Source organism: Thermoclostridium caenicola, from assembly GCF_900142095.1.
GTDB lineage: Bacteria > Bacillota > Clostridia > DSM-8532 > DSM-8532 > Thermoclostridium_A > Thermoclostridium_A caenicola.
Genome location: NZ_FQZP01000003.1, coordinates 103184 through 122781 on the forward strand (window position 1 = coordinate 103184; position 19598 = coordinate 122781).

The following is a 19598-nucleotide window of genomic DNA, read 5'->3' on the forward strand; positions in this document are numbered from 1 at the left end:
GAACAGCGACAGATTGAACATCGCTTCCAATTTTTCAAAATACAGGAACGGAATAAAAACCCCGCGCTTTAGGGATGCTAAAAAGGAGATTCCAAGCGCGGGGTGTTTTTTATGGAAGGAACAGCCAAGAAACCGAAATCATATGTTTTGCTCTTCGTGCTTGCCTTGCTGTTGGTTATCGTACTGGCTGCCGGCATCTTTTTCCTGGTCGGTTCGGGAACAAGCCGGGAACCCAGCAGGGGCACCTATGTGATGGTCCGTTGTGACGGGGTGAGCCGCTCATGAGCAAGAAACTCACCAAACACGAATACCAGTACCTTGTGGAGAAAACCATGCCAACCTCCAGGGGGCTGCGCAATGTGCTGGCTGCGTTTTTCACCGGTGGTCTGATATGTGCCATCGGCCAGGTCTTCCTGATGGGGATGAAAGAGCTGGGGGTGGATGAAGAAACCGCATACATGCTGACCACCGTGATCATGATATTCCTGGGAGCCCTGCTGACCGGGCTGAACATCTACGACAAGATTGGCAAGTTCGGTGGCGCGGGAGCCTCCATACCGGTGACCGGATTCTCCAACTCCATCGTCTCTCCTGCCATGGAATATAAGAAAGAGGGCTATGTGATGGGCGTGGGCGCAAGAATGTTCCTGATAGCCGGCCCGGTGCTGGTCTATGGCATTTTTGCGTCGGTTGTGGCCGGCCTGATCTACTATCTGTGGGTACAGGCCATGTAAGCGCCTGGAAGGGAGAGCAATATTCGGGTAGTAAAGGACGGATGCGGCAACATGAGTACGAGAACAGGAAAACAGACCGTTGTACTGAGCAATCCTCCAGTCGTGATAGGGGGTGCTGCCATCGTCGGGAAGAAGGAAGGCGATGGCCCGCTGGCCAGGTATTTTGACCAGATTATAGACGATGAGTATTTCGGGGAGAAAACCTTTGAAAAAGCCGAAAGCAGGCTTTTACGGGATACGCTGGCCAAAACACTGGAAAAGTGCGGTAAATCTGCTCAGGACATTGATTTCATCATTTCGGGGGATCTGCAGAACCAGTGCACGGCAGCCAGCTATGCTTTCCGCGATGTGCAGGTGTCTTTTATCGGCATCTATGGCGCCTGTTCCACCATGGCTGAATCCCTGGCTTTGGGAGCCATGCTGATTGACGGCGGCGCGGCCGAAATGACGGCGTGCATGACTTCCAGCCATTTCTGTTCGGCGGAAAGGCAGTTCCGCTATCCGCTGGAATTCGGTTCACAAAGGACCCCCACGTCCCAGTGGACAGTGACGGGAGCGGGCTGCATCCTTCTGGGCAAACAGGGGAACGGACCCAGGATCACCCATGTGACCTGTGGGGCCATTATAGATATGGGCATCAAGGATGCCAATAATATGGGCGGAGCCATGGCCCCCGCAGCCTGCGATACCATTCTCAGACACCTGCAGGACACGGGAAGGAGCCTCGACTATTACGATCTGGTGCTCACGGGCGATTTGGGAAGCTTCGGACGATCCATCCTGACAAGGCTTCTGAAGGATAACGGGGTTGATCCGGAGGGCCGCTATGAGGACTGTGGTTGCATGATCTTTGATTTGGAAAGGCAGGATGTAGTGTGCGGGGGAAGCGGCTGTGGCTGCAGCGCCACCGTGCTCTCGGCCTATATTTTGGAGCTGATGAACCAGAAGAAGCTTAACAGGGTTTTGTTAGTGGCCACAGGGGCTCTTCACAGCCCGACATGGATTCAGCAGGGAGAAAGCATCCCCTGCATTGCCCATGCCGTGAGCCTGGAGAATATCCCAGAATGATCAAAAATCGTCCCCTGGCATATTTAAAAGGAGGGCAGAAATGACCGATATAATTAAAGCATTCGTAACCGGCGGCATCATTTGCGTCATCGCGCAGCTTCTGATCGACTATACCAAGATCACGCCCGCAAGGATCATGGTTATCTTCGTTGTGTCGGGCGTCATCCTGGGTGTGCTGGGCATTTATCCGGCCATCGTCGAGTTTGGTGGCGCGGGGGCGACCATCCCTTTGACCGGTTTTGGCAATACCCTGGCAAAGGGCGTGATGAAGGCGGTAAACGAGACCGGGCTGGTAGGCGTGCTGACGGGCGGCGTGAAGGCTGCCGCCGCAGGGATCAGCTCGGCCATCACCTTTGGCTATATCATGGCCATCGTGTCAAAGCCCAAGCTGAAGTAATGACATGGAACTGGGGGAGTACCATTGGACAAGAGAAAAACGAGGTCGGACAACCGAAAGAGACAGCAAGCGAACAACCGGCGGATGGTGGTGCTACTGGCCGGTCTGACACTGGCAGTGGGCATCATCTTCGCCTTTTCCTATTTCTTCGGGAGAAACGGAAACGGGCCGGAGATGCCAACACCCAGTCCGTCCGCACCTATCCCTACCGATACGGGCACATCCACGCCTGAACCCACTCCGGCCGAAACGCCTACTGAGGAGCCCACTCCCACACCAACACCCGAACCGGGTCCCGATGAAGACCGGAGGAGTACACGGAAGAATGATGTGAAGGTCAAGGCGCTGTACTTAAATTCCACAAGCGTCAGAAACAAACTGGACCATTATATCGACCTGGCCAACAGGACTGAGATCAATGCCTTCGTTATCGACATCAAGCGGGACGACGGGGTCATCACCTACGATTCCAATATACCCGAAGTAAACGCCGCCAACGGGGATACGCCCGGCTTTGATATCCGGGAGGTTACCAAAAAGCTTCATGACAACGGAATAATCGTCATTGCCCGAATGGTGACCTTCAAGGATACCACCATCACCAAATACAAGCCGGAACTGGCCATAAAAACCGTTGACGGCGGAATACTGGAGATCAAGGAATCGGGTGGCTTCCGTTCGCGATGGCTGGATCCCACCAACAAGGAAACCTGGGACTACATCCTCAGCATTGCCAAAGAAGCGGTGGAATTCGGGTTTGACGAGATCCAGTTCGACTATATCCGCTTTCCTGAAACCAGCCTGTACAAGAACTATGTGATAAACCTCCAGGAAGGCCAGGAGCGCCACCAGGTCATCGAGGAGTTCATCCGATATATCCGCCATAATCTGCCCCCTGAAACCGTTATCAGCGCCGATATCTTCGGCATGCCCCTCATCAGTGCAAAGGATTACGGCGAGATAGGGCAAACCCTGGAATCCATTGGCTGGAGCCTGGACTATATCTGTCCCATGATTTATCCGTCCCATTTTGCCAACAATTCCAATGGCACCATGGGGAACGGGGTCGGCCAGACCATCAACGGCATCAAGTTTACCCACCCCGATCTGAAGCCCTATGAGGTGGTCTACAATACGCTCATCGTCGGGAAGAGCAGGATTGAAAAGGTGGAAGGGTACAACCTAAAAATGCGGCCGTATATCCAGGGGTTTACGGCGTCCTACCTGCCTTCAGGATATTACAAGAATTATGGGGTGGACGAATACCGCGCCCAGATCAAGGCAGTCTATGATGCGGGGTACGATGAATGGATCTTCTGGAATGCCCGGAATGAATATGTGGAGGCGGCCTTCCTGCCCGAGTAGGGGGAACGCTGTTCCGGCCGGGCGACCCGGCCGGCGGATGCCCCTTGCCGGTTCATCTGATTGAACAGGCCGTATTCCAGTGATTTAACAGGCAGCAGCTGGCCGTTTTATCCGGCCTTGGGCTGCCTTTTTTGTTCTGGTCTGTCCGCCGCGGAAAAGGAAAGATAAAGGAAGCAGACCAGGGAAAAACACAATGGGATAAGAGTCCCAAAGCAATATTTGTGATTGGCGCATTCATGCTGTATAATCTTCATAGGATTTTTTACAAGGGGGATATCCCCCGAAATATTTTTTTGGAGGATTCTTGCGCATGAATATATTTGAAGCCATTGTACTTGGCATCGTCCAGGGACTTACGGAGTTTCTGCCCGTGAGCAGCTCGGGCCATCTCGTTTTGTTTCAGCAGCTTTTCGGGATTGAGGGCGAAATGGTTGTTACTTTCGATGTAGCCCTCCATGTGGGCACCCTGCTGGCCGTATTTGTGGTCTATTGGAAACGGATCCTGGAAATGATCCGGCATCCTTTTTCAAAGCTGCCCGTATTTTTGGTTTTGGGTACTATTCCTACTGTCATCATTGCACTTCTGTTCAAGGATGCCATTGAAGGCTATTATGCCAGCGGATCGCTTCTGGGTCCCGGCTTTGTTTTCACCGGCCTGATCCTGATAGGCGCTGAAAAGATTGGCAATGGCAGAAAGGATCTGGAGAATATGAAGCTTGTCGACTCCCTGCTCATCGGAGCCGGCCAGGGACTGGCGCTGATGCCGGGGGTATCCCGTTCCGGTATGACCATTACCACCGGCCTTGCCCTGGGACTTGACAGGGGATTCGCCGCGGATTATGCGTTCCTGCTGAGCATCCCGGCCATCCTGGGCGGCGCTTTACTCGATGTGCTGGATGTGGTGCGGGGTGATACAACCGCCGTGGCCAGCATTGGAATTCTCCCGCTTGTGGTTGGTGTAGCGGTTGCCGCCGTTACAGGATTTCTGGCCATCAAGGTCATGCTGGCAGCGGTTAAAAAGATGAAACTGAAGTATTTTGCCTGGTATGTCATGGCTTTGGGAATACTGATCATTATCGCCCAGCTCTTTTTCAAAGAGCAATTCCCCTGGCTGGGCTGAAGGATGGATGACGCTATGAAGGACACAATCATTCTTGGTATAGAGACAAGCTGCGATGAAACATCGGCTGCGGTAGTAGTGAACGGGAGACAGGTGCTTTCCAATGTGATCTCTTCCCAGGTGGATCTGCATGCCGAATATGGGGGGGTGGTTCCGGAGATAGCCTCCCGGAAGCACGTGGAACTGATCCTCCCGGTGATTGACAACGCCCTGAAAGAGGCCGGCGTGTCCCTTGAGGAGGTGGACGCTGTTGCCGTCACCTATGGTCCGGGGCTTGTGGGAGCCCTCCTGGTGGGCGTTGCTGCGGCAAAAGCCCTTGCTTTTTCACTGAATAAGCCCCTGATCCGCGTCAACCATATTGAGGGGCATATCGCGGCCAACTATATCACCCATCCGGACCTGGAGCCGCCTTATGTGTGCCTGGTTGCCTCCGGGGGGCACAGCCATATCGTGCATATCGCTTCCTATACTGAATTCAGGGTCCTGGGCAGAACCCGTGACGATGCTGCGGGAGAGGCCTTCGACAAGATTGCAAGGGTGCTGGGCCTGGGTTATCCCGGCGGACCTGCCATTGAGCGGGCGGCCAAAGCCGGAAATCCCGAGGCTTTCCGTTTTCCGAGGGTCAAGTTTGCGGATGCGCCGTACGATTTCAGTTTCAGCGGCCTCAAAACGGCCGTGATCAACATGGTGCACCAGCTGCAGCAAAAAGGGGAGCCCTTGCCGGTGGAGGATATCTGCGCTTCGTTCCAGCAGGCTGTGGCGGATGTGCTTGTGGAGCATACCATCGGTGCCGCCAAAGAATTGAAAACCGACACCATCTGTATTGCCGGCGGAGTGGCGGCCAATTCCCTGCTGCGGGAGTACATGTCAAAAAAGGCCCGGGAAGAGCATATCCGGGTCCTTTATCCACAGTTGAAGCTCTGTACCGATAATGCGGCCATGATCGCCAGTGCGGGCTATTATGCCCTCAAAAACGGGTGTACCGCCGACTGGCGGCTCAACGCGGTTCCGTCCTTGAGAATCGGTGAATCGGGCTGAAAAGTGAACATCTTTCAACAGGTTCCGCCTGTGAATTCTGTGGAAATAATCATAGAAAAGGCCTGTATTGCCCATCCGGCTTGTGGATAACATTGTGGATACTGTGGAAAATGGCTTGTGGAGCGATTTATAGGAATGCATAAAAAAAGCGCTATTCAAGCGCTTTGTACATGTCGTAGTATTTCAGTACCATTTTCACATAATTCCGGGTTTCCTGGTATGGCGGGATGCCGCCGTATTTTCTGACCGCGTTGGGACCGGCATTATAGGCAGCCAGGGCCAGGCTCAGATCGTTGTCGAAGGCCTCCAGCTGATAGCTCAGATACTGGATGCCGCCGCGGATATTCTCCTCGATATTGTAGGGATCGGAAACGCCCAATCCCTTCGCCGTATCCGGCATGAGCTGCATCAGGCCCATGGCTCCCGCGGTGGAGAGGGCAAAGGGCTGAAAACCGGATTCCTGCTTGATAACAGCCCGGACAAGAAGGGGATCCACATTGAATTTCTCCGAGTAGGCCTCGATGGCGGCATCGATCCTGGGCATCAGTTCCTGTATCTGTGTCTGTGACAGCCGGGGATAGACCGACTCATAGGAACCCGAAACCAGAGGATACTTTCTGTTTGTGGATCGGGGACGATCCACCAGTTCCGCGTCGATAACCGGAGCATCGCTTACCATAGAGGCCAGAGAAGCATCCATCAGTGATTGGAAAGCGCTCCCGGCCTGATCGGTTCCTTTCATGGGCACAGGCAGTCTGCTCTGTATTTCAGCAATCTTTTGAGCCAGTATGTCCGAAACCTTCATTTGAATACCCGTTTTGCGCAAATTTTCAGAAGAATGGTCAGCCATTCCCCTGTCTATTATATCGGAAAAAACCTCGCGCTTCCAAACGGTCAAATCAAAGTTGGCCGATCTTTTGGTTTGATCTTTTTTCGGCAAAGATGCAGGCGCGGCTTGCGGCGCAGCGGAAAACTGCCTGTTGTCCCGGACATGCGCGGAAAAAACGATTCCCATGGGAAATTCAGCCGCCTGAATTGAAAGGACAATTTGTGAGAATAATTAAGAACATAAGAGGAACAGGCGGTGGTACAGTAATGCTCGAAAGATATCGAAATGTGAAAAAAGCAAGTCTTTTCAGAAGATTTTTATCCGGAACGATACATGTTACCGTCATGATTCTGGTGCTTTGCATCGCTTATGGCGGCTTGACCCAGAAACGGATTGCGGATAATATTGTCAGGCTGCATATCATCGCCAACAGTGACCAGGCGGCCGACCAGGAACTGAAGCTGAAGGTCAGGGATGCCGTCCTGGACCATATGCGCAACGAGCTTCCCGGTGGGGCATCCCGGGAGGAGGCTGTGGCATACATTCAAGCAAACCTCCCGGAGATTCAGAAGGTGGCTGAGCGCGTATTGAGGGAAAACGGCTCCGATGAAAAAGTGGTGGCCCGCTATGGTGCATACCCGTTCCCGACCCGGAGCTATGGAAACATCACGCTGCCGGCCGGGACATATGAGTCGGTACGCATAGAGCTGGGGGAAGCAAAGGGACAAAACTGGTGGTGCGTCATGTTCCCGCCGTTGTGCGTAGCGGATAACAATACGTTTCAGATACCCCCGGAAGCCCAGGAGCAGTTGCAGGAAACCCTGGGAGTGGAAGGGTACAGGCTGATAACCGATGTGAGCGATGCCAAAAACACCGAGGTCCAGGTCAAATTCCGGATTGTGGAATGGGTTCAGAATTCCAGGCTTAAGCTTGAGGAATTGTTTTCTAGTCTCTTTTAAAGCCGGTTGCGAACATATTTGATAACAGGCTGTCCCGTGTTTGGGACAGCCTGTTATCCTTTTAACGCTGCCTTTCGAACCATGCCGGAGTGCTCCGGCCCCTTTCATCCATACGGCAAACATGGTACGCTTTATACAGCGGACTGGATCGATTCCGAAAGAATCCCTGATACAATGTCCTGATGGAGGAAGAAATAAAGATGAACATATTGTATGAGGATAACCATTTGCTCGTAGCCGTCAAGCCGCCGGGAATCCCGGTTCAGGCCGACAGCAGCGGCACCGGGGATTTCCTCAGCATGCTTAAGGCATATGTCAAGGAAAAGTACAACAAGCCCGGAAACGTCTATCTCGGCCTTGTGCACAGGCTGGATCGGAATGCCGGCGGTGTCATAGTCTTTGCCAGGACTTCCAAGGCGGCATCCCGGCTGTCGGATCAGATCCGGCAGCGCCTTACCGCTAAAACCTACCTGGCTGTGGTATATGGCTGCCCGAAAGACCGGCGGGGGCACCTGGTCCATTACCTGCTCAAGGACAAACAGAGCAACCGGGTCTCGGTCGTGGAGGCGGGCACACCGGGTGCAAAGGAAGCCGTGCTGGACTATGAGGTGCTGGAAAGCAGGGAGGTCCTGAGCCTTATAAAAGTTGAACTGGAAACGGGAAGAGCCCATCAGATCCGCGTCCAGATGGCAAGCCTGGGAACGCCGCTCTATGGGGATGTGAAGTATCGCGACCTCGGGGAAAGGAACCGGAACGATCTGGCCCTCTGGTCCTGGCGGATGGAGGTGGAGCATCCGGTAAAAAAGGAGAGGATGGCCTTCACGGCGCCCCCGCCAAACGTTTACCCCTGGAATCTTTTCCGGATCCCGTCCTGTTGATTTGCATTTCAAACGCTATGTACCAGTATCCAAGTGAGACCGTAAAGCCGGATGTTTGCACATCTGCGCGACAGTGACTGCAGAATGGTGACTGCTGTGCTGCGCGGATAAAAAAAGAGCCGGCTTATCCAGCCGGCTCAACTGAAAGAAGTTCTAGGGGAGTATTTTTACCATGGTGTCCTTAATAACAGTAAGGCTGGTTTTCACCATGGAACCTTGCGCCGTTGTGCCTTCCGCGATGAATTCGCCGGGACCGGCAACCCTCGCGTAATAGGTCAAAGGTTTATAATGCTCTATCTTATCTCTCTTTCCAACCACAAAGGTTACCTTCTGCCCGTCAATGTTCCGGTAATACCATCCATAATCCCGGGTGATACCGTAGGACCAGGGGTTGGAAACAGGTTTAAGCCCGGAGGGCGCATAATCGGTAATCTCGTAGACATTGTCCATGGCCTCATCCTTGATGGTGTATTCGATCTGAACCTTCACGATGTCATTGGGGCCGAAGGTGGTGGTTTCCTCGCCGGTCAGCGCGTTAAAGTACTTACGCGTGATGATCACGTTGCCGTCGTTTTCTCCATGCTGTGCCAATGGTACCGTATAGATGGACAGCACGGCGGCCTTGCCGTTCACCCGGGTTACCCGGAATTCGCCTGCCTTTACCGACGGGATCCGGATGCATTCTGTTTGTCCCATTTCAAGCTTTACCTGGTGGCTCTTGCCATTATAGGTGTATTCAAATTCCACGGTGTCGCCTTCAGCGGCCTTCAGCCTTTCAGTCAGGTAGATGAGGCGCTCGACGCCCGTATAGACATCCCTGGAGTATCTGCTGACCACATAGTCATACATCCTGTCGGATTCTTCCATGCCCAGGCTGGCGGCGAAGGCGGCCAGGAGGGCGGTCTGCTCCAGGGAAGCGTCCATATCGCCATCTTTTACCCTGACGCGGATATAGGGATCCATGCGCTCAAGATGGGGCTGGATACGGGACGTGTAGATCTCACGGGCTGTGCTGGTCTCGCCCAGCATCTGGTAAGCCATGCCTACAAGCATGTAGTCGGTCAGCGACAGGTTCTCGGTGTTCCTGGCCAGCTCAAGCTCCGAAAGAACCGGCTCACCCAGGGCCGCAAGGCCATACAGGGCAGGCGCGTTAATGGTATGGTCGGTCAACAGGGCATTGTAGAAATACATCTTCAGGGATGTTGTATCGGTCACTTCACCGAGCCATGGGGCCAGCAGGGCCGACATCCTGATATCACTGGAGGCATAGGGCAGGATGCCGTAGCCGCCGTCCTCGTTCCTGTAGCTGGCTGCATCCGGATCGCTCAAATCGTAATAGAATTCCTCGCTGCTTACCAGTTCTTTCAGCAGCTTCCGTGCCTGGTAGGCTGTGAGCTTCTGGTCGATCCTGTGCCCATAACCCCATGCCAGGCTGTGGAGTTCGCGAATGATCCGGCCACGTCCCGTATCGGTGATGATGAGCGTTGTCAGCCCGCTGCCACCGGCATCGATTTTTACCCCCGGAACCAGTTCCTTATAGGATGCCGTTTCCATGGTGCGGTAGGAATCATAAACCTGGATGGTCCTCCGGATACCGTCGGCCAGTCCGCTTTTGCTCCTTGCATAGATCTCCAGGTTGTAGGTGCCTTCCGGCAACCTGGGAAGGGGAATGTTCACCCGCTCGAAGGCTTTTGCCGAGGCAGTTGCCGTGAAATCGCCCAACTCCCTGCACCGTATCTCAAAGTCAACGGTTTCGCCTTCCTTCAGTTCCTGGCCGTATGCCGTGACACCGATATAGGGTTTGTCGCCCGAAAGGTAGGTCAGGCTCATGGCGTCATTGATGAAGAAGGGCATGGAAACACTGGCCTGGGTAACTTCCGAGCCGGCATGCAGGTCAACCGATATGGCGGCGGCTGCCAGCCTGAAAGAGGTAACACTGTCGGGCAGGGTGAAGGTCAGGGTTCCTCTGCCATTCTCGTCCAACTGGATGGTCCTGAAGCAGGCCGTATCCCGGAAATCCGAGCGGACAACCACGCCGTCGGAAATGGACGCGCCTGCGGCCGTTTCGGGTTGGGGAACCGGCGCCGCTTTAAGGGTCATGTTTGCCTTCTCCGCTGCCGAGTCAACCGCCACTACACCCGCTGCCTGGTTGATGCCTGCCCGCACAGGATACATGGGGCTGTTCAGCCGGCTTGTGCTGTATCGGATGATGCCGCTGCCTATCCAGGTATAAAGCCGGCTCAGGGGATCGATGGACTGGTCGGAGAGCTGAAGCAACGCCTCATCAACCAGGGAGATGTTCACCATGGCAGCAACGGGCCTGCCGTCGGAATCGGTTGCCGTAACGGTTACGGTGCAGGCCTCGCCGGGTCTGTAGCTGTCCCTGTCGGTCTTGACATCCAGCCAGAGCCGCTTCTCCTCATAATCATAGGAAACCCAGCATTCTGAGTGAATATAGCTTGTGCCGGTAAACATCACGCCTTCCACGAAATAATTGGGTGAAAGGTCGGCATCAAAGGGCCTGCTGTATACCGGCTGGTCCTTTATTTCTGCGCCGATTATGCCGTTCCTGGCTTCCACGAACAGGGTGCGATAGCCGGTTACAGGCTCCTCACCCTTATAGAACTGCACATGGACGGGTTCCCCGGAGCGGTAGCCCCCCTTGTCAGCCCTGAGATGATAATAATCGTCGATGGGCGGGTAATAGCGCCAGGAACGGTCATAGAGGCTAATTTCGTATTTCAGTTCACGGTCTTTCTGGTCCTTCGAGGTTATCACGGCCGTGTAATAACCCTCCTGCACCTTATTCACCGGGAATGCAAAGCGCGCCTGGCCATTGGCATCGGTGGTAAGCGTCCGGCTCGCAACAGGGGTCTTTCTCTCCCGGTATTCGTACCGCTTGCGGACCACCTTGTTGATGAAGTCGTAATCCTCGCCGATCTCCACCTTGTCCCAGGTGATATGGTAAACCTGTACATCGGCTGTATGCCCGGGAATTATCCGGCCCAGGTGGTTGTCGTTGGACGGGTCTTCATCGTTGAGGGTGTCCAGTTCCACCTGGTGGGCCGTGATGGATACCGATGCGGTTCCATCCTTTATCTCGCCGCCCGTCACCAGTTCCGCATGGTTCGCGAACACCCGGAAATCATGGTACTGATAGATCTCCCCGATTTCAGGAAGCTTTGTGGAAGCGCTGATGCCAAAATAGATTCCCCCCTGCATGCCCTGGGCATATTGGGGAGTGTATTCCACGGTCAGAACACCGTTCCGGTCGGTGATCCCCTCGCCGGACTGACTGGCGCTGTATCCGCTGATGCTGTATCTTATCGGAACATTGGACACGGGGGTACCGTCAAAGAAGGAAGCCTTGATGGTGAACGTGATCTTCTCCCCGGCAAATACCGCCTTCTTATCGGAGGTAATGGTCAACTGATAGGAGGGCTTCACATAGTTTTCCACCCGGATATAGCTGGAGGACAGGATTGTATCCCCGGATTTGACCACCAGGCTGTAGGATCCGGGGTCCAGGACGGGAAGCCGGAGTTCGCCGCTGAAGAAACCGTCCTTCACGTCCAGGGTCAGGGTTTCCAGCGGTTTCCCCATGATGAAGGGCAGAAAGCACCGGACAAAGCTGTCATACATGGGTCGGATATATCCACCCTCGGACAGCTCAATGGTCACCTTGTCGGGGGAGGTGTTATCAACCCGGCTTTTCACGAATCCCCAGAACTGGACCAGGTCGTCGGGCTTGTAGAGGGTGCGGTCGGTCTGAAGATAACGCCAGTACAGGCTCGGACTGTCGTCGTTATAGGGCGTATAGAGATAACCGGCATTGAGGAGGGTTACCAGGCCATTGGCGGTCGTGATCCGATAAAAATCCATCCTTGCCGGATCTTTGCCCGCCGAGGTTCCTTCAAGACGGGCAAGGCCTTTGCTGTCGGTTTTTGTGGTTCTTCCGGTGGCCAAATCTTCTATGGTCGCCGAAACGGTGGCCTTCCCGGTGACCACGTTGTTCACCCAGAAAAGGCCGCTGTTCTTGTCCTCTATAAAGAAGGCCGATGTGTCCGATGACTGGATGAAAGCCTGTGCCGACAGATCCCCGCTGGACAGCTCGATGATATAGAAACCATGGGGGAGGCTCTCGGGCAGCATCATGTACCAGGTACCCGGGGAATCCGCGCTGAAGCTTTGGGTGAATTCCATTACCTTATCCAGGGAGGAAACATCGGTCCGGACTTTGCTGTATGAATAATATGCCCAGGAAGGCACCTTCTCCCTTTCCCTGATGGCTTTGATGAGGGCGTTTTCATCACGGAAGCGGTAAACGGCTGCCTTTACATCGATTTTCTGCTGGTCCCGCATGCCCGGCAGATAGAGGTAGAAAGGAATGACGGGCGATTCCCGGGTTGAAAAGTCGAACCAGATATCGCCGATTCCCAGGCTGCCGGGGTAGGGATCCGCGGTATGGGTGCTGTCCTGCGCGGTTTCAAAAGAGAAGGTATAGTCTTCCGCGAGGGTTTGCACCCCTTTGGCGGCCTTGAGACCCTTTTTGACCGTAACCGTGTAAATGGTCCCCGGTTCCAGCTTCTTCGGGACGAAGCTGCGAACATAACCGTGCGACTCAAACCGGCCTTCCACCCTTGGGGAAATCTCGAAATACTTCTCGATATCCTCCACGTCCTGGTAGGTGAAGTAGAGTTCTATGCCCGTGTCAACAGGCACGCCGGTTGCCATGTCCTGGGGCAGGCTGCCGACGACAGCCAGTTCCCGCGGGGTCTGGAAGGCAAAACTGACGGTCGATCCGTCGGGCGTCCGGATATCGATCACATAAAGGCTGTTTTTCTCCAGTTTTTCGGAGGGCTTTACCAAAAACCTCCCATCGGGCAGCGCGGAGATTTCAGGTGGGGTCTGCCCGCGTATGGTCAGGTTGTCTTTCAGGTAGTCCAATGTGACAGGAAGCTGGGATGTGAGATAAAAAGCTGTATCCAGAGCGATGCCTGAATCGTCCTGCTTCGATGGCGTGACTGAAAAGCCACCCCTGAAGGTGTCCGCACTGGCCTCAACTGTTCCCAGTGGATTGCCAATCCATAGGGCTGAAACGCTTAATGCCAGGATAAGGAAAATGGCCAGCAGCTTGTCCCGCATAGCACTCTACCTCCTAAAAAATCAAATAGACATATCCCATACCGATTAGACGGCCTAAGGCAGCTTATGGTTCGCCCGATTGCCCAATATTTTCAGTTCTATACCAACTCAGTCCTTTCAGAGCAGGTGTCACTGCGAGTGAAGCATCAGCGGGGCGTGGCAATCTCTTTACTCCCAGTTTGACCACGGAAGGGAGTGAGATTGCTTCGTCGGCTATTGCCTCCTCGCAATGACCCAAAAGGCCATGGCCCATGGGATGCATGCCCGACATGTCATTGTGAGCGCGTGAAACGAGCGTGGCGATCTCCTTCCAATCATTTGTCTCTAACCTCTCCGTTATATAAGAAGGACGATCCCCGAAACGGGAACCGTCCCACTGGTTTAATCTGATAACCCGTCAAACACATCGGATGCGTGGAGCCCGGTGCCGCCGATATACCGCGAATCGTAGACTTCCAGCCAGCCGAAGCGGCCATCGTTTGTCTGGAACAGGCACCACCTCTGGTTGTCGCTGCCCACAAAGCGGACCGTTTCATTCCGGTTCAGCACAAAGGATACTTCGTTGCTGCCGGGGGACAGGAGGAAGGGCAGCGATTCAATCTTCAGCCTTAAGGGGCTGGCGTTCCTGTATCCTATCTTTTCGTAGAAGGCGCTGGGCGACTCCACCAGCTTATGCTGCGTGTTCAGGCGGTACTCCCGGGTATAGTACCAGGTTTCCAGAATGCTGCTGCGGGCCCTGGCGCGCACGATGCCGTCGCCTTTCACGGCGTCGGTGTTCCCGCACAGACCCGGTACTTTGCCCATATTGACCAGCCTTTGGCCGTCATAATAGAAGAATGTGCTTGAATAGTCGCTGCCGGAGCCGTGTTCCTCAATAACAATCTCATAGAAGGCATCCGACGGGTTGATGTCCACCAGCCTGAACTCGGACTGGATCCCGGAGCCCTGGCCTTCCGCCTTGCTTTGGTTGACGGTCAGGGTGTACCGCCTGCCGTCGGTGGTGAAACGGATCCTGTCTTCGTTGCCGTCGCCATTGAGATCCAGGTAGAGGCCCGCGGGTTCGGATGTATCGGCGTTTCCGCCCGGGCTTTCGCCATAACCTCCGCCGGAGCCACCGCCAGAGCCTCCGGGCAGGTAGATATCCTGCTCCCTTACCCAGCCGGCCGTACCGCTGGGAAGCCTGACATGAAGGAACCCGTTCTCGGCTTTGCCGGTCAGGGTGACAAACACATCCGTACCGATGCTGGACATGAAGTTGTTGAAATCGGTTGCAGGTTCGGAACCGAAGTCCGGCATGCTGTATGCCGTGCTCCCTTTCCTGAGGTATGCCTGGTTGTAATAGGCGCTGCCCAGATCCTGAGTGAAGCTGTCGTTGCTGATCCAGCCTGTAATGCCAAAATTGGTGTCGATGGTGTCGGGTATGACATAGCTCTTTTGATCTCCCCGGACAATGATGCGTATCAGGTTGCCTTTGCTCAGGGTTATCCTGGACAGCTTGACCTTGTCGGCGGTTATCACGCCTACCGGCAGGTTGCTGCGATTATAGGAATAGATGTTTTCAGCCTTAATCCAGAAAGCGTTGCGGGTATCGTAATAGTTGATCATGCCCGATACCTTCTGGGCCAGGCACCAGCCGTTGACCACACGGCTGTTGTAGATGATGATTTCGTTCTGCCTGATTTCGCCTATGTCGGTGTAATTGTCCCCGGGACCGTTCTTCACCTTGCAGGTTTTGATCACAAAGGACTCCACGCGGCTGCCGGTAGCCTTTTCGGTCTCATAGATTTTGACCGTGGTGTCCTGTGTGCCTGGGGCAGGGGAAGCGTTGTTCGGGGCGGCGGGATCATCGTTGTTCAGGACAGGTTCCCTGTCAACCGAACGGAACACCTCGGTGACCGCGCCTGTCAGAACATTGATGGTATAGATGGAAAACTCCCCGGCCTTGGGATCCGTTTCATCAATCATGCGCACATAGGCGATGTTTTCCTCGTCGACCCAATTGGTCTGATAGGGCTTCAGTTCGCTGTAACCGGGGATGCGGGGAGCGGTCACACTGCTTTCCGAAACAATGAGGAAGGATCCCTCATTGTCAAACATGACGCGGGCGCCTGAAGCAGTGGTCCGGCACCAGGGCAGCAATTCCTGCCGCAGTTCCCGGCTCGTATTGAAGACGCTGATCTTCCCTGTTCTCAGGTTCAGGGTTCCGGAATTGCCGTTACGCATTTTGAAGACGAGATAATTGCCTGAAAGGCGGTAATCAGTGATATAGGCATCCTGGCTGCCGCCGTTTCCGGCTCCGGAATCCGGAACGATGGCGGTATCCTGATCATTGGCTGTCACATGCTTCATGATCACGCCGTTGAGAACATACCAGATAGTGCCGGAATCGGGGTTGATGTAGAAGGGTTCATGCTGCACCAGTTGGGTTTTCCATGCCGCATCATCAGCCGATGCGAACATGGCCTGATCGCCCGAGAAGACGCCAATGCCGCCGTTATTGGTGACAAAAAGCTTCGCTGCCGCAACAGCGGATTCAATTTTCATGAGCTGCAGGGCCTGCATGTCCAGCAGGAAAACAGGGCCGGCGCCGGTACTGCCGGCATAGGCCAGGTAATTGCCAAGCGGTGACCAGGCATATACCACCTGGTCCGGGCCCATTTCAGACAACCGGTAGTAACTGCCGTCTGACAGGTTGAAAAGATAGGTACCTGCACCGGCTTCTGTTCCCGGAATGCCGACTACCATGAAAGCTCCTGTCGGTGCAACGCTGAACTCCGGTTCACCCTGGCCGACGGAAAGCCCGATGCTTTCCAGGTCAATCAACTGACGAAATTCATCGTTCCTGCAACTGACTATGATATGGCCGATCCGGATGATGAACTGTTCCTGATTGGCGTGGAGCACCTCCCAGGAAGTTGCGTCCATACCCGTTTCGTTGAGCCTGGCAACCAGTTCATCGCCCGACAGTAGGCCTGTAACGCTTGTAAAGGAAATGGGGGTACCGGTGTTTTCAAAGGGTGTATCGGCGAGGGCCGGTCGGTTGTCCTTGTCGAAAATGGTCATGACTGACCCCCAGAAAGGTTTGGAAACGTCCTGGACGACCAGAAGGGCGAGGAGCAGCACGCCAAGGAAGGCCGGAACCGCTATCGGCCATATTTTTCTCAGCATGACCGGGCTGGTGACGTATGCAATGAACCCGGGCTTCCGGCCGGCTTCCTTTTCTGCCATGTCCATGATGGCTTCCTCGGGGACCGTTTCACAGGGAACCTTGCGACTGATCCTCCCAATGAGCCGTTCCACCGCTTCTGAAAACCGGTCTTCTGAAGTCTGAACATTGCCGGCGAGAAATCCCAGCGCCCGATCCATCCGCATCCTGGCCGAACTGCCGGAAAGGCCGAACACCCGGCCGATTTCCCGCAGCGTGAGCCCGTGATCATAATGCAGGATGAGCATGGCCCGATCCTCATCATGGAGCGGATCAAGCAGGACGCCCAGGGATTTTTCTTCTTCGGATTCATCGTCGTGCCTGATCAGGTATTCGGGGATCCTGGGATGACGCATCCGGGGCTGTTTCTGCTTATCTTTTCTGAACCTGTCATAGGCCATTCTGTAAAACCAGGTGGAAAAAGCCCAACGATCATTGTACCGGTACAGATTCCGGAAGATGTCGACAAAGATGGACTGAGCCAGATCCCCGGCGCGTGAGTCCGGAACTCCCATTTTGATCAGGAATCCGTAAAGTCCGGGATAATAGGAGGTTATCAGTTCTCCGAAGGCCTGGGTTTCGCCCCTGAGAACTTTTTCCGCAAGCAGCCTGTCGTTGTTCATGCTATCATTCTCCTTACCTACGGGAGCGCGGAGCTCCTGTTAACCGGAAAGCAACGGCGTTATTGGCATATCGCTTTCCATGCAATATGTTCAGGCTATTCCGCCAATGATGTGAAGCAAATGAAATGCCTGGAAGAATTTCGAGCCTCTGTCCGATTTGTTGCCATAACTTCATTATAATATTCAGTACGGGTCCCAGACAAGTTTGAACAGGGATATGCGGAAATAACGCCCGGTTTTCCCGGGGAGAGCATACCTTGCCTTTTTCCATGAGATAAGGTATCATAAGAAGTGTTCTGTACAAACATTAATGGAAATTTTTGGAGGTTTGGGATGCGAGAAGCATCCTTTTAAAAATGATGAGAGTCAAACTTGATGATAAACTGCTCCTGCAGATCGAAAAGCCTGCCAAATATACGGGAAACGAATGGAATATGGTCCGGAAGGATCCTGATGCGGTGCAGGTCCGCTTTGCCTTTGCCTTCCCGGATGATTATGAAATTGGCATGTCCCATCTGGGCATGAAAATTCTTTATCATACCATGAACAAGCGGGAGGACACCTACTGCGAGCGGGTGTTCGCCCCATGGGTGGACATGGAACGGCTCATGCGGGAAAGGGGCATCCCGCTTTATGCCCTTGAAACCTATACCCCTCTGTCCGAGTTCGATATCATAGGCTTTACGCTGCAATACGAGATGAGCTATACCAATATCCTCAACATGCTGGATCTGGGAGGCGTTCCGGTGCTGGCAAAGGACAGGGACGAGAGCCATCCCTTTGTCTGCGCGGGCGGTCCCTGCGCGGTGAATCCGGAGCCCCTTGCCGATTTTATCGACTTCTTTGTCATAGGCGAAGGCGAGGAAGTGATCCATGAGATCATTGACGCGTACAAGGAATGGAAAAGCTCGGGCGGTAACAGGGCAGCCTTCCTGGAACAGGTTGCCGGCATCGAAGGGGTTTATGTTCCTTCCCTGTACGAGGTGATCTACTATGATGACGGAACCATTCTGGATATCCTGCCCAAATCCGAAAAGGTTCCGGATGTGGTAAGACGCCGTGTTGTCAGGGACCTGGACCAGGTGGATTTTCCGGATGATATCATCGTCCCCTACATCGGGACCGTGCATGACCGGATTATGCTGGAGCTCTTCAGGGGCTGCATCCGGGGATGCAGGTTCTGCCAGGCCGGTTTCATCTACAGACCTGTGCGCGAACGATCGCCGGAAAAGCTCAATGAACTGGCCCGCAGTTCTGTCAGGAAAACGGGTTACGAGGAAATATCCCTGGTATCCTTGAGCACCAGCGATTATTCCGCGCTGCCCGCTTTTTGCGACGAACTGCTGGCGTTTACCGAGAAAGAGCATGTGAACCTGTCCCTGCCGTCCCTCAGGGTGGACAATTTCTCCCTTGGGCTTATGGAACGGGCTTCCAAGATCCGCAAGAGCGGGCTGACCTTTGCGCCGGAAGCCGGAACCCAAAGGCTCAGGGATGTCATCAACAAAGGCGTTACCGACGAGGACCTGAAATCGTCGGTGCAGCTGGCCGTTGCCGGCGGCTGGAACTCGGTCAAACTGTATTTCATGCTGGGGCTTCCCACTGAAACCATGGAGGATGTGGACGGGATTGCCGATATGGGGATCAGCCTTGTCGAGTCCTGCAGGGGGATCGCTGACAAGAACGGCGGCAGCCTTCAGATTACCCTGAGCACCTCATGTTTTGTGCCCAAGCCCTTTACACCCTTCCAGTGGGAACCCATGGACGATATCGAAACCCTTACCGAAAAGCAGCACCATCTGAAGGATCGGATCCGAAGAAGGACGCGGAAGATCGTATACCATTACCACAACCCCAGGATCAGCCATATGGAGGCTGTCCTGGCCAGGGGAGACAGAAGGCTGGGCAAGGTGATCTACACGGCCTGGAAAATGGGTGCCAGGTTCGACGGCTGGGATGAACATTTCTCCTTCGAGCGGTGGCAGGAGGCGTTCAGGGCCAATGGCCTCGATTCAGCCTTTTACGCTAACAGGCGGCGGGACTTCTCCGAGGTCCTGCCCTGGGATCATATCGATATAGGGGTGACCAAGGAGTTCCTGATCCGGGAATGCCGGAAGGCCTATGAAGGCGACCTGACGCGCAACTGCGCCAGCGGCTGTTCGCATTGCGGCGCCACGGTATACGGGGCAGGCATCTGCTTTAAGCAAAAGAAAAATCAAGATCAGGCAGGAGGTTGACAG

Annotated in this window: 13 protein-coding genes; 10 read left to right on the forward strand and 3 right to left on the reverse strand. The window is 54.3% G+C overall.

Features of this window, described 5'->3' with window-relative positions; all coding sequences use genetic code 11:
* The first annotated feature begins 111 nt into the window (after positions 1 to 111).
* The 7 genes from F3H12_RS13195 to tsaD all read left to right on the forward strand — a co-directional run bounded on the left by F3H12_RS13195 (position 112) and on the right by tsaD (position 5722).
* Positions 112 to 285 (forward strand): hypothetical protein, encoded by a 174-nt coding sequence (locus F3H12_RS13195; RefSeq protein ID WP_188118318.1) that lies wholly within the window; start codon positions 112 to 114, stop codon positions 283 to 285.
* Positions 282 to 734: a stage V sporulation protein AC gene (gene spoVAC, locus F3H12_RS01875; RefSeq protein ID WP_149677649.1), complete on the forward strand. Its 453-nt coding sequence runs from the start codon at positions 282 to 284 to the stop codon at positions 732 to 734. Before F3H12_RS13195 ends, spoVAC begins: the two co-directional genes overlap by 4 nt.
* A gap of 51 nt (positions 735 to 785) precedes the next feature.
* Positions 786 to 1802: a stage V sporulation protein AD gene (spoVAD, locus tag F3H12_RS01880; RefSeq protein ID WP_149677650.1), complete on the forward strand. Its 1017-nt coding sequence runs from the start codon at positions 786 to 788 to the stop codon at positions 1800 to 1802.
* 40 nt (positions 1803 to 1842) lie between these two features.
* A complete protein-coding gene (spoVAE, locus tag F3H12_RS01885) occupies positions 1843 to 2199 on the forward strand; it encodes a stage V sporulation protein AE (RefSeq protein WP_149677651.1) in 357 nt (118 codons plus the stop codon).
* A 24-nt stretch (positions 2200 to 2223) separates the two neighbouring features.
* Positions 2224 to 3564, forward strand: a complete 1341-nt coding sequence (locus tag F3H12_RS01890) for a putative glycoside hydrolase (RefSeq protein WP_243133158.1) — start codon at positions 2224 to 2226, stop codon at positions 3562 to 3564.
* A 310-nt stretch (positions 3565 to 3874) separates the two neighbouring features.
* On the forward strand, positions 3875 to 4684 hold the full coding sequence (locus F3H12_RS01895) for an undecaprenyl-diphosphate phosphatase (protein WP_149677652.1): 810 nt from the start codon (positions 3875 to 3877) through the stop codon (positions 4682 to 4684).
* A gap of 15 nt (positions 4685 to 4699) precedes the next feature.
* Positions 4700 to 5722, forward strand: a complete 1023-nt coding sequence (gene tsaD, locus F3H12_RS01900; RefSeq protein ID WP_149677653.1) for a tRNA (adenosine(37)-N6)-threonylcarbamoyltransferase complex transferase subunit TsaD — start codon at positions 4700 to 4702, stop codon at positions 5720 to 5722.
* Between the two features lie 151 nt (positions 5723 to 5873).
* On the opposite strand, the gene F3H12_RS01905 is transcribed toward tsaD, so the two are convergent.
* Complete coding sequence (locus tag F3H12_RS01905) at positions 5874 to 6527, reverse strand: lytic transglycosylase domain-containing protein (protein ID WP_149677654.1); 654 nt, start codon at positions 6525 to 6527, stop codon at positions 5874 to 5876.
* Between the two features lie 290 nt (positions 6528 to 6817).
* On the opposite strand from F3H12_RS01905, the gene spoIIR reads away from it, so the two are divergent.
* Both spoIIR and F3H12_RS01915 read left to right on the forward strand, forming a co-directional pair.
* Positions 6818 to 7510 carry a stage II sporulation protein R gene (gene spoIIR / locus F3H12_RS01910; RefSeq protein WP_188118319.1) on the forward strand — a complete coding sequence of 231 codons (693 nt, stop codon included), beginning with the start codon at positions 6818 to 6820 and terminating at the stop codon, positions 7508 to 7510.
* Positions 7511 to 7710: 200 nt separating this feature from the next.
* Complete coding sequence (locus tag F3H12_RS01915; protein WP_243133159.1) at positions 7711 to 8388, forward strand: RluA family pseudouridine synthase; 678 nt, start codon at positions 7711 to 7713, stop codon at positions 8386 to 8388.
* A gap of 153 nt (positions 8389 to 8541) precedes the next feature.
* Here the strand turns inward: F3H12_RS01915 and F3H12_RS01920 are convergent, their stop codons facing one another.
* Entirely contained in the window at positions 8542 to 13533 is a 4992-nt protein-coding gene (locus F3H12_RS01920) for an Ig-like domain-containing alpha-2-macroglobulin family protein (RefSeq protein WP_149677656.1), read from the reverse strand.
* Between the two features lie 381 nt (positions 13534 to 13914).
* Positions 13915 to 17361 carry an RNA polymerase sigma factor gene (locus tag F3H12_RS01925; protein WP_149677657.1) on the reverse strand — a complete coding sequence of 1149 codons (3447 nt, stop codon included), beginning with the start codon at positions 17359 to 17361 and terminating at the stop codon, positions 13915 to 13917.
* 359 nt (positions 17362 to 17720) lie between these two features.
* Here F3H12_RS01925 and F3H12_RS01930 point away from each other — a divergent pair, with 359 nt between their 5' ends.
* On the forward strand, positions 17721 to 19595 hold the full coding sequence (locus F3H12_RS01930; RefSeq protein ID WP_149677674.1) for a TIGR03960 family B12-binding radical SAM protein: 1875 nt from the start codon (positions 17721 to 17723) through the stop codon (positions 19593 to 19595).
* Positions 19596 to 19598: the final 3 nt, after the last annotated feature.

Bases quoted from the DNA above. Each gene is read 5' to 3' on its own strand.
- F3H12_RS13195 (WP_188118318.1), top strand. From the start codon at position 112: ATGGAAGGAACAGCCAAGAAACCGAAATCATATGTTTTGCTCTTCGTG.
- spoVAC (WP_149677649.1), top strand. From the start codon at position 282: ATGAGCAAGAAACTCACCAAACACGAATACCAGTACCTTGTGGAGAAA.
- spoVAD (WP_149677650.1), top strand. From the start codon at position 786: ATGAGTACGAGAACAGGAAAACAGACCGTTGTACTGAGCAATCCTCCA.
- spoVAE (WP_149677651.1), top strand. From the start codon at position 1,843: ATGACCGATATAATTAAAGCATTCGTAACCGGCGGCATCATTTGCGTC.
- F3H12_RS01895 (WP_149677652.1), top strand. From the start codon at position 3,875: ATGAATATATTTGAAGCCATTGTACTTGGCATCGTCCAGGGACTTACG.
- tsaD (WP_149677653.1), top strand. From the start codon at position 4,700: ATGAAGGACACAATCATTCTTGGTATAGAGACAAGCTGCGATGAAACA.
- F3H12_RS01905 (WP_149677654.1), bottom strand. From the start codon at position 6,527: ATGAAGGTTTCGGACATACTGGCTCAAAAGATTGCTGAAATACAGAGC.
- spoIIR (WP_188118319.1), top strand. From the start codon at position 6,818: ATGCTCGAAAGATATCGAAATGTGAAAAAAGCAAGTCTTTTCAGAAGA.
- F3H12_RS01915 (WP_243133159.1), top strand. From the start codon at position 7,711: ATGAACATATTGTATGAGGATAACCATTTGCTCGTAGCCGTCAAGCCG.
- F3H12_RS01920 (WP_149677656.1), bottom strand. From the start codon at position 13,533: ATGCGGGACAAGCTGCTGGCCATTTTCCTTATCCTGGCATTAAGCGTT.
- F3H12_RS01925 (WP_149677657.1), bottom strand. From the start codon at position 17,361: ATGAACAACGACAGGCTGCTTGCGGAAAAAGTTCTCAGGGGCGAAACC.
- F3H12_RS01930 (WP_149677674.1), top strand. From the start codon at position 17,721: ATGAGAGTCAAACTTGATGATAAACTGCTCCTGCAGATCGAAAAGCCT.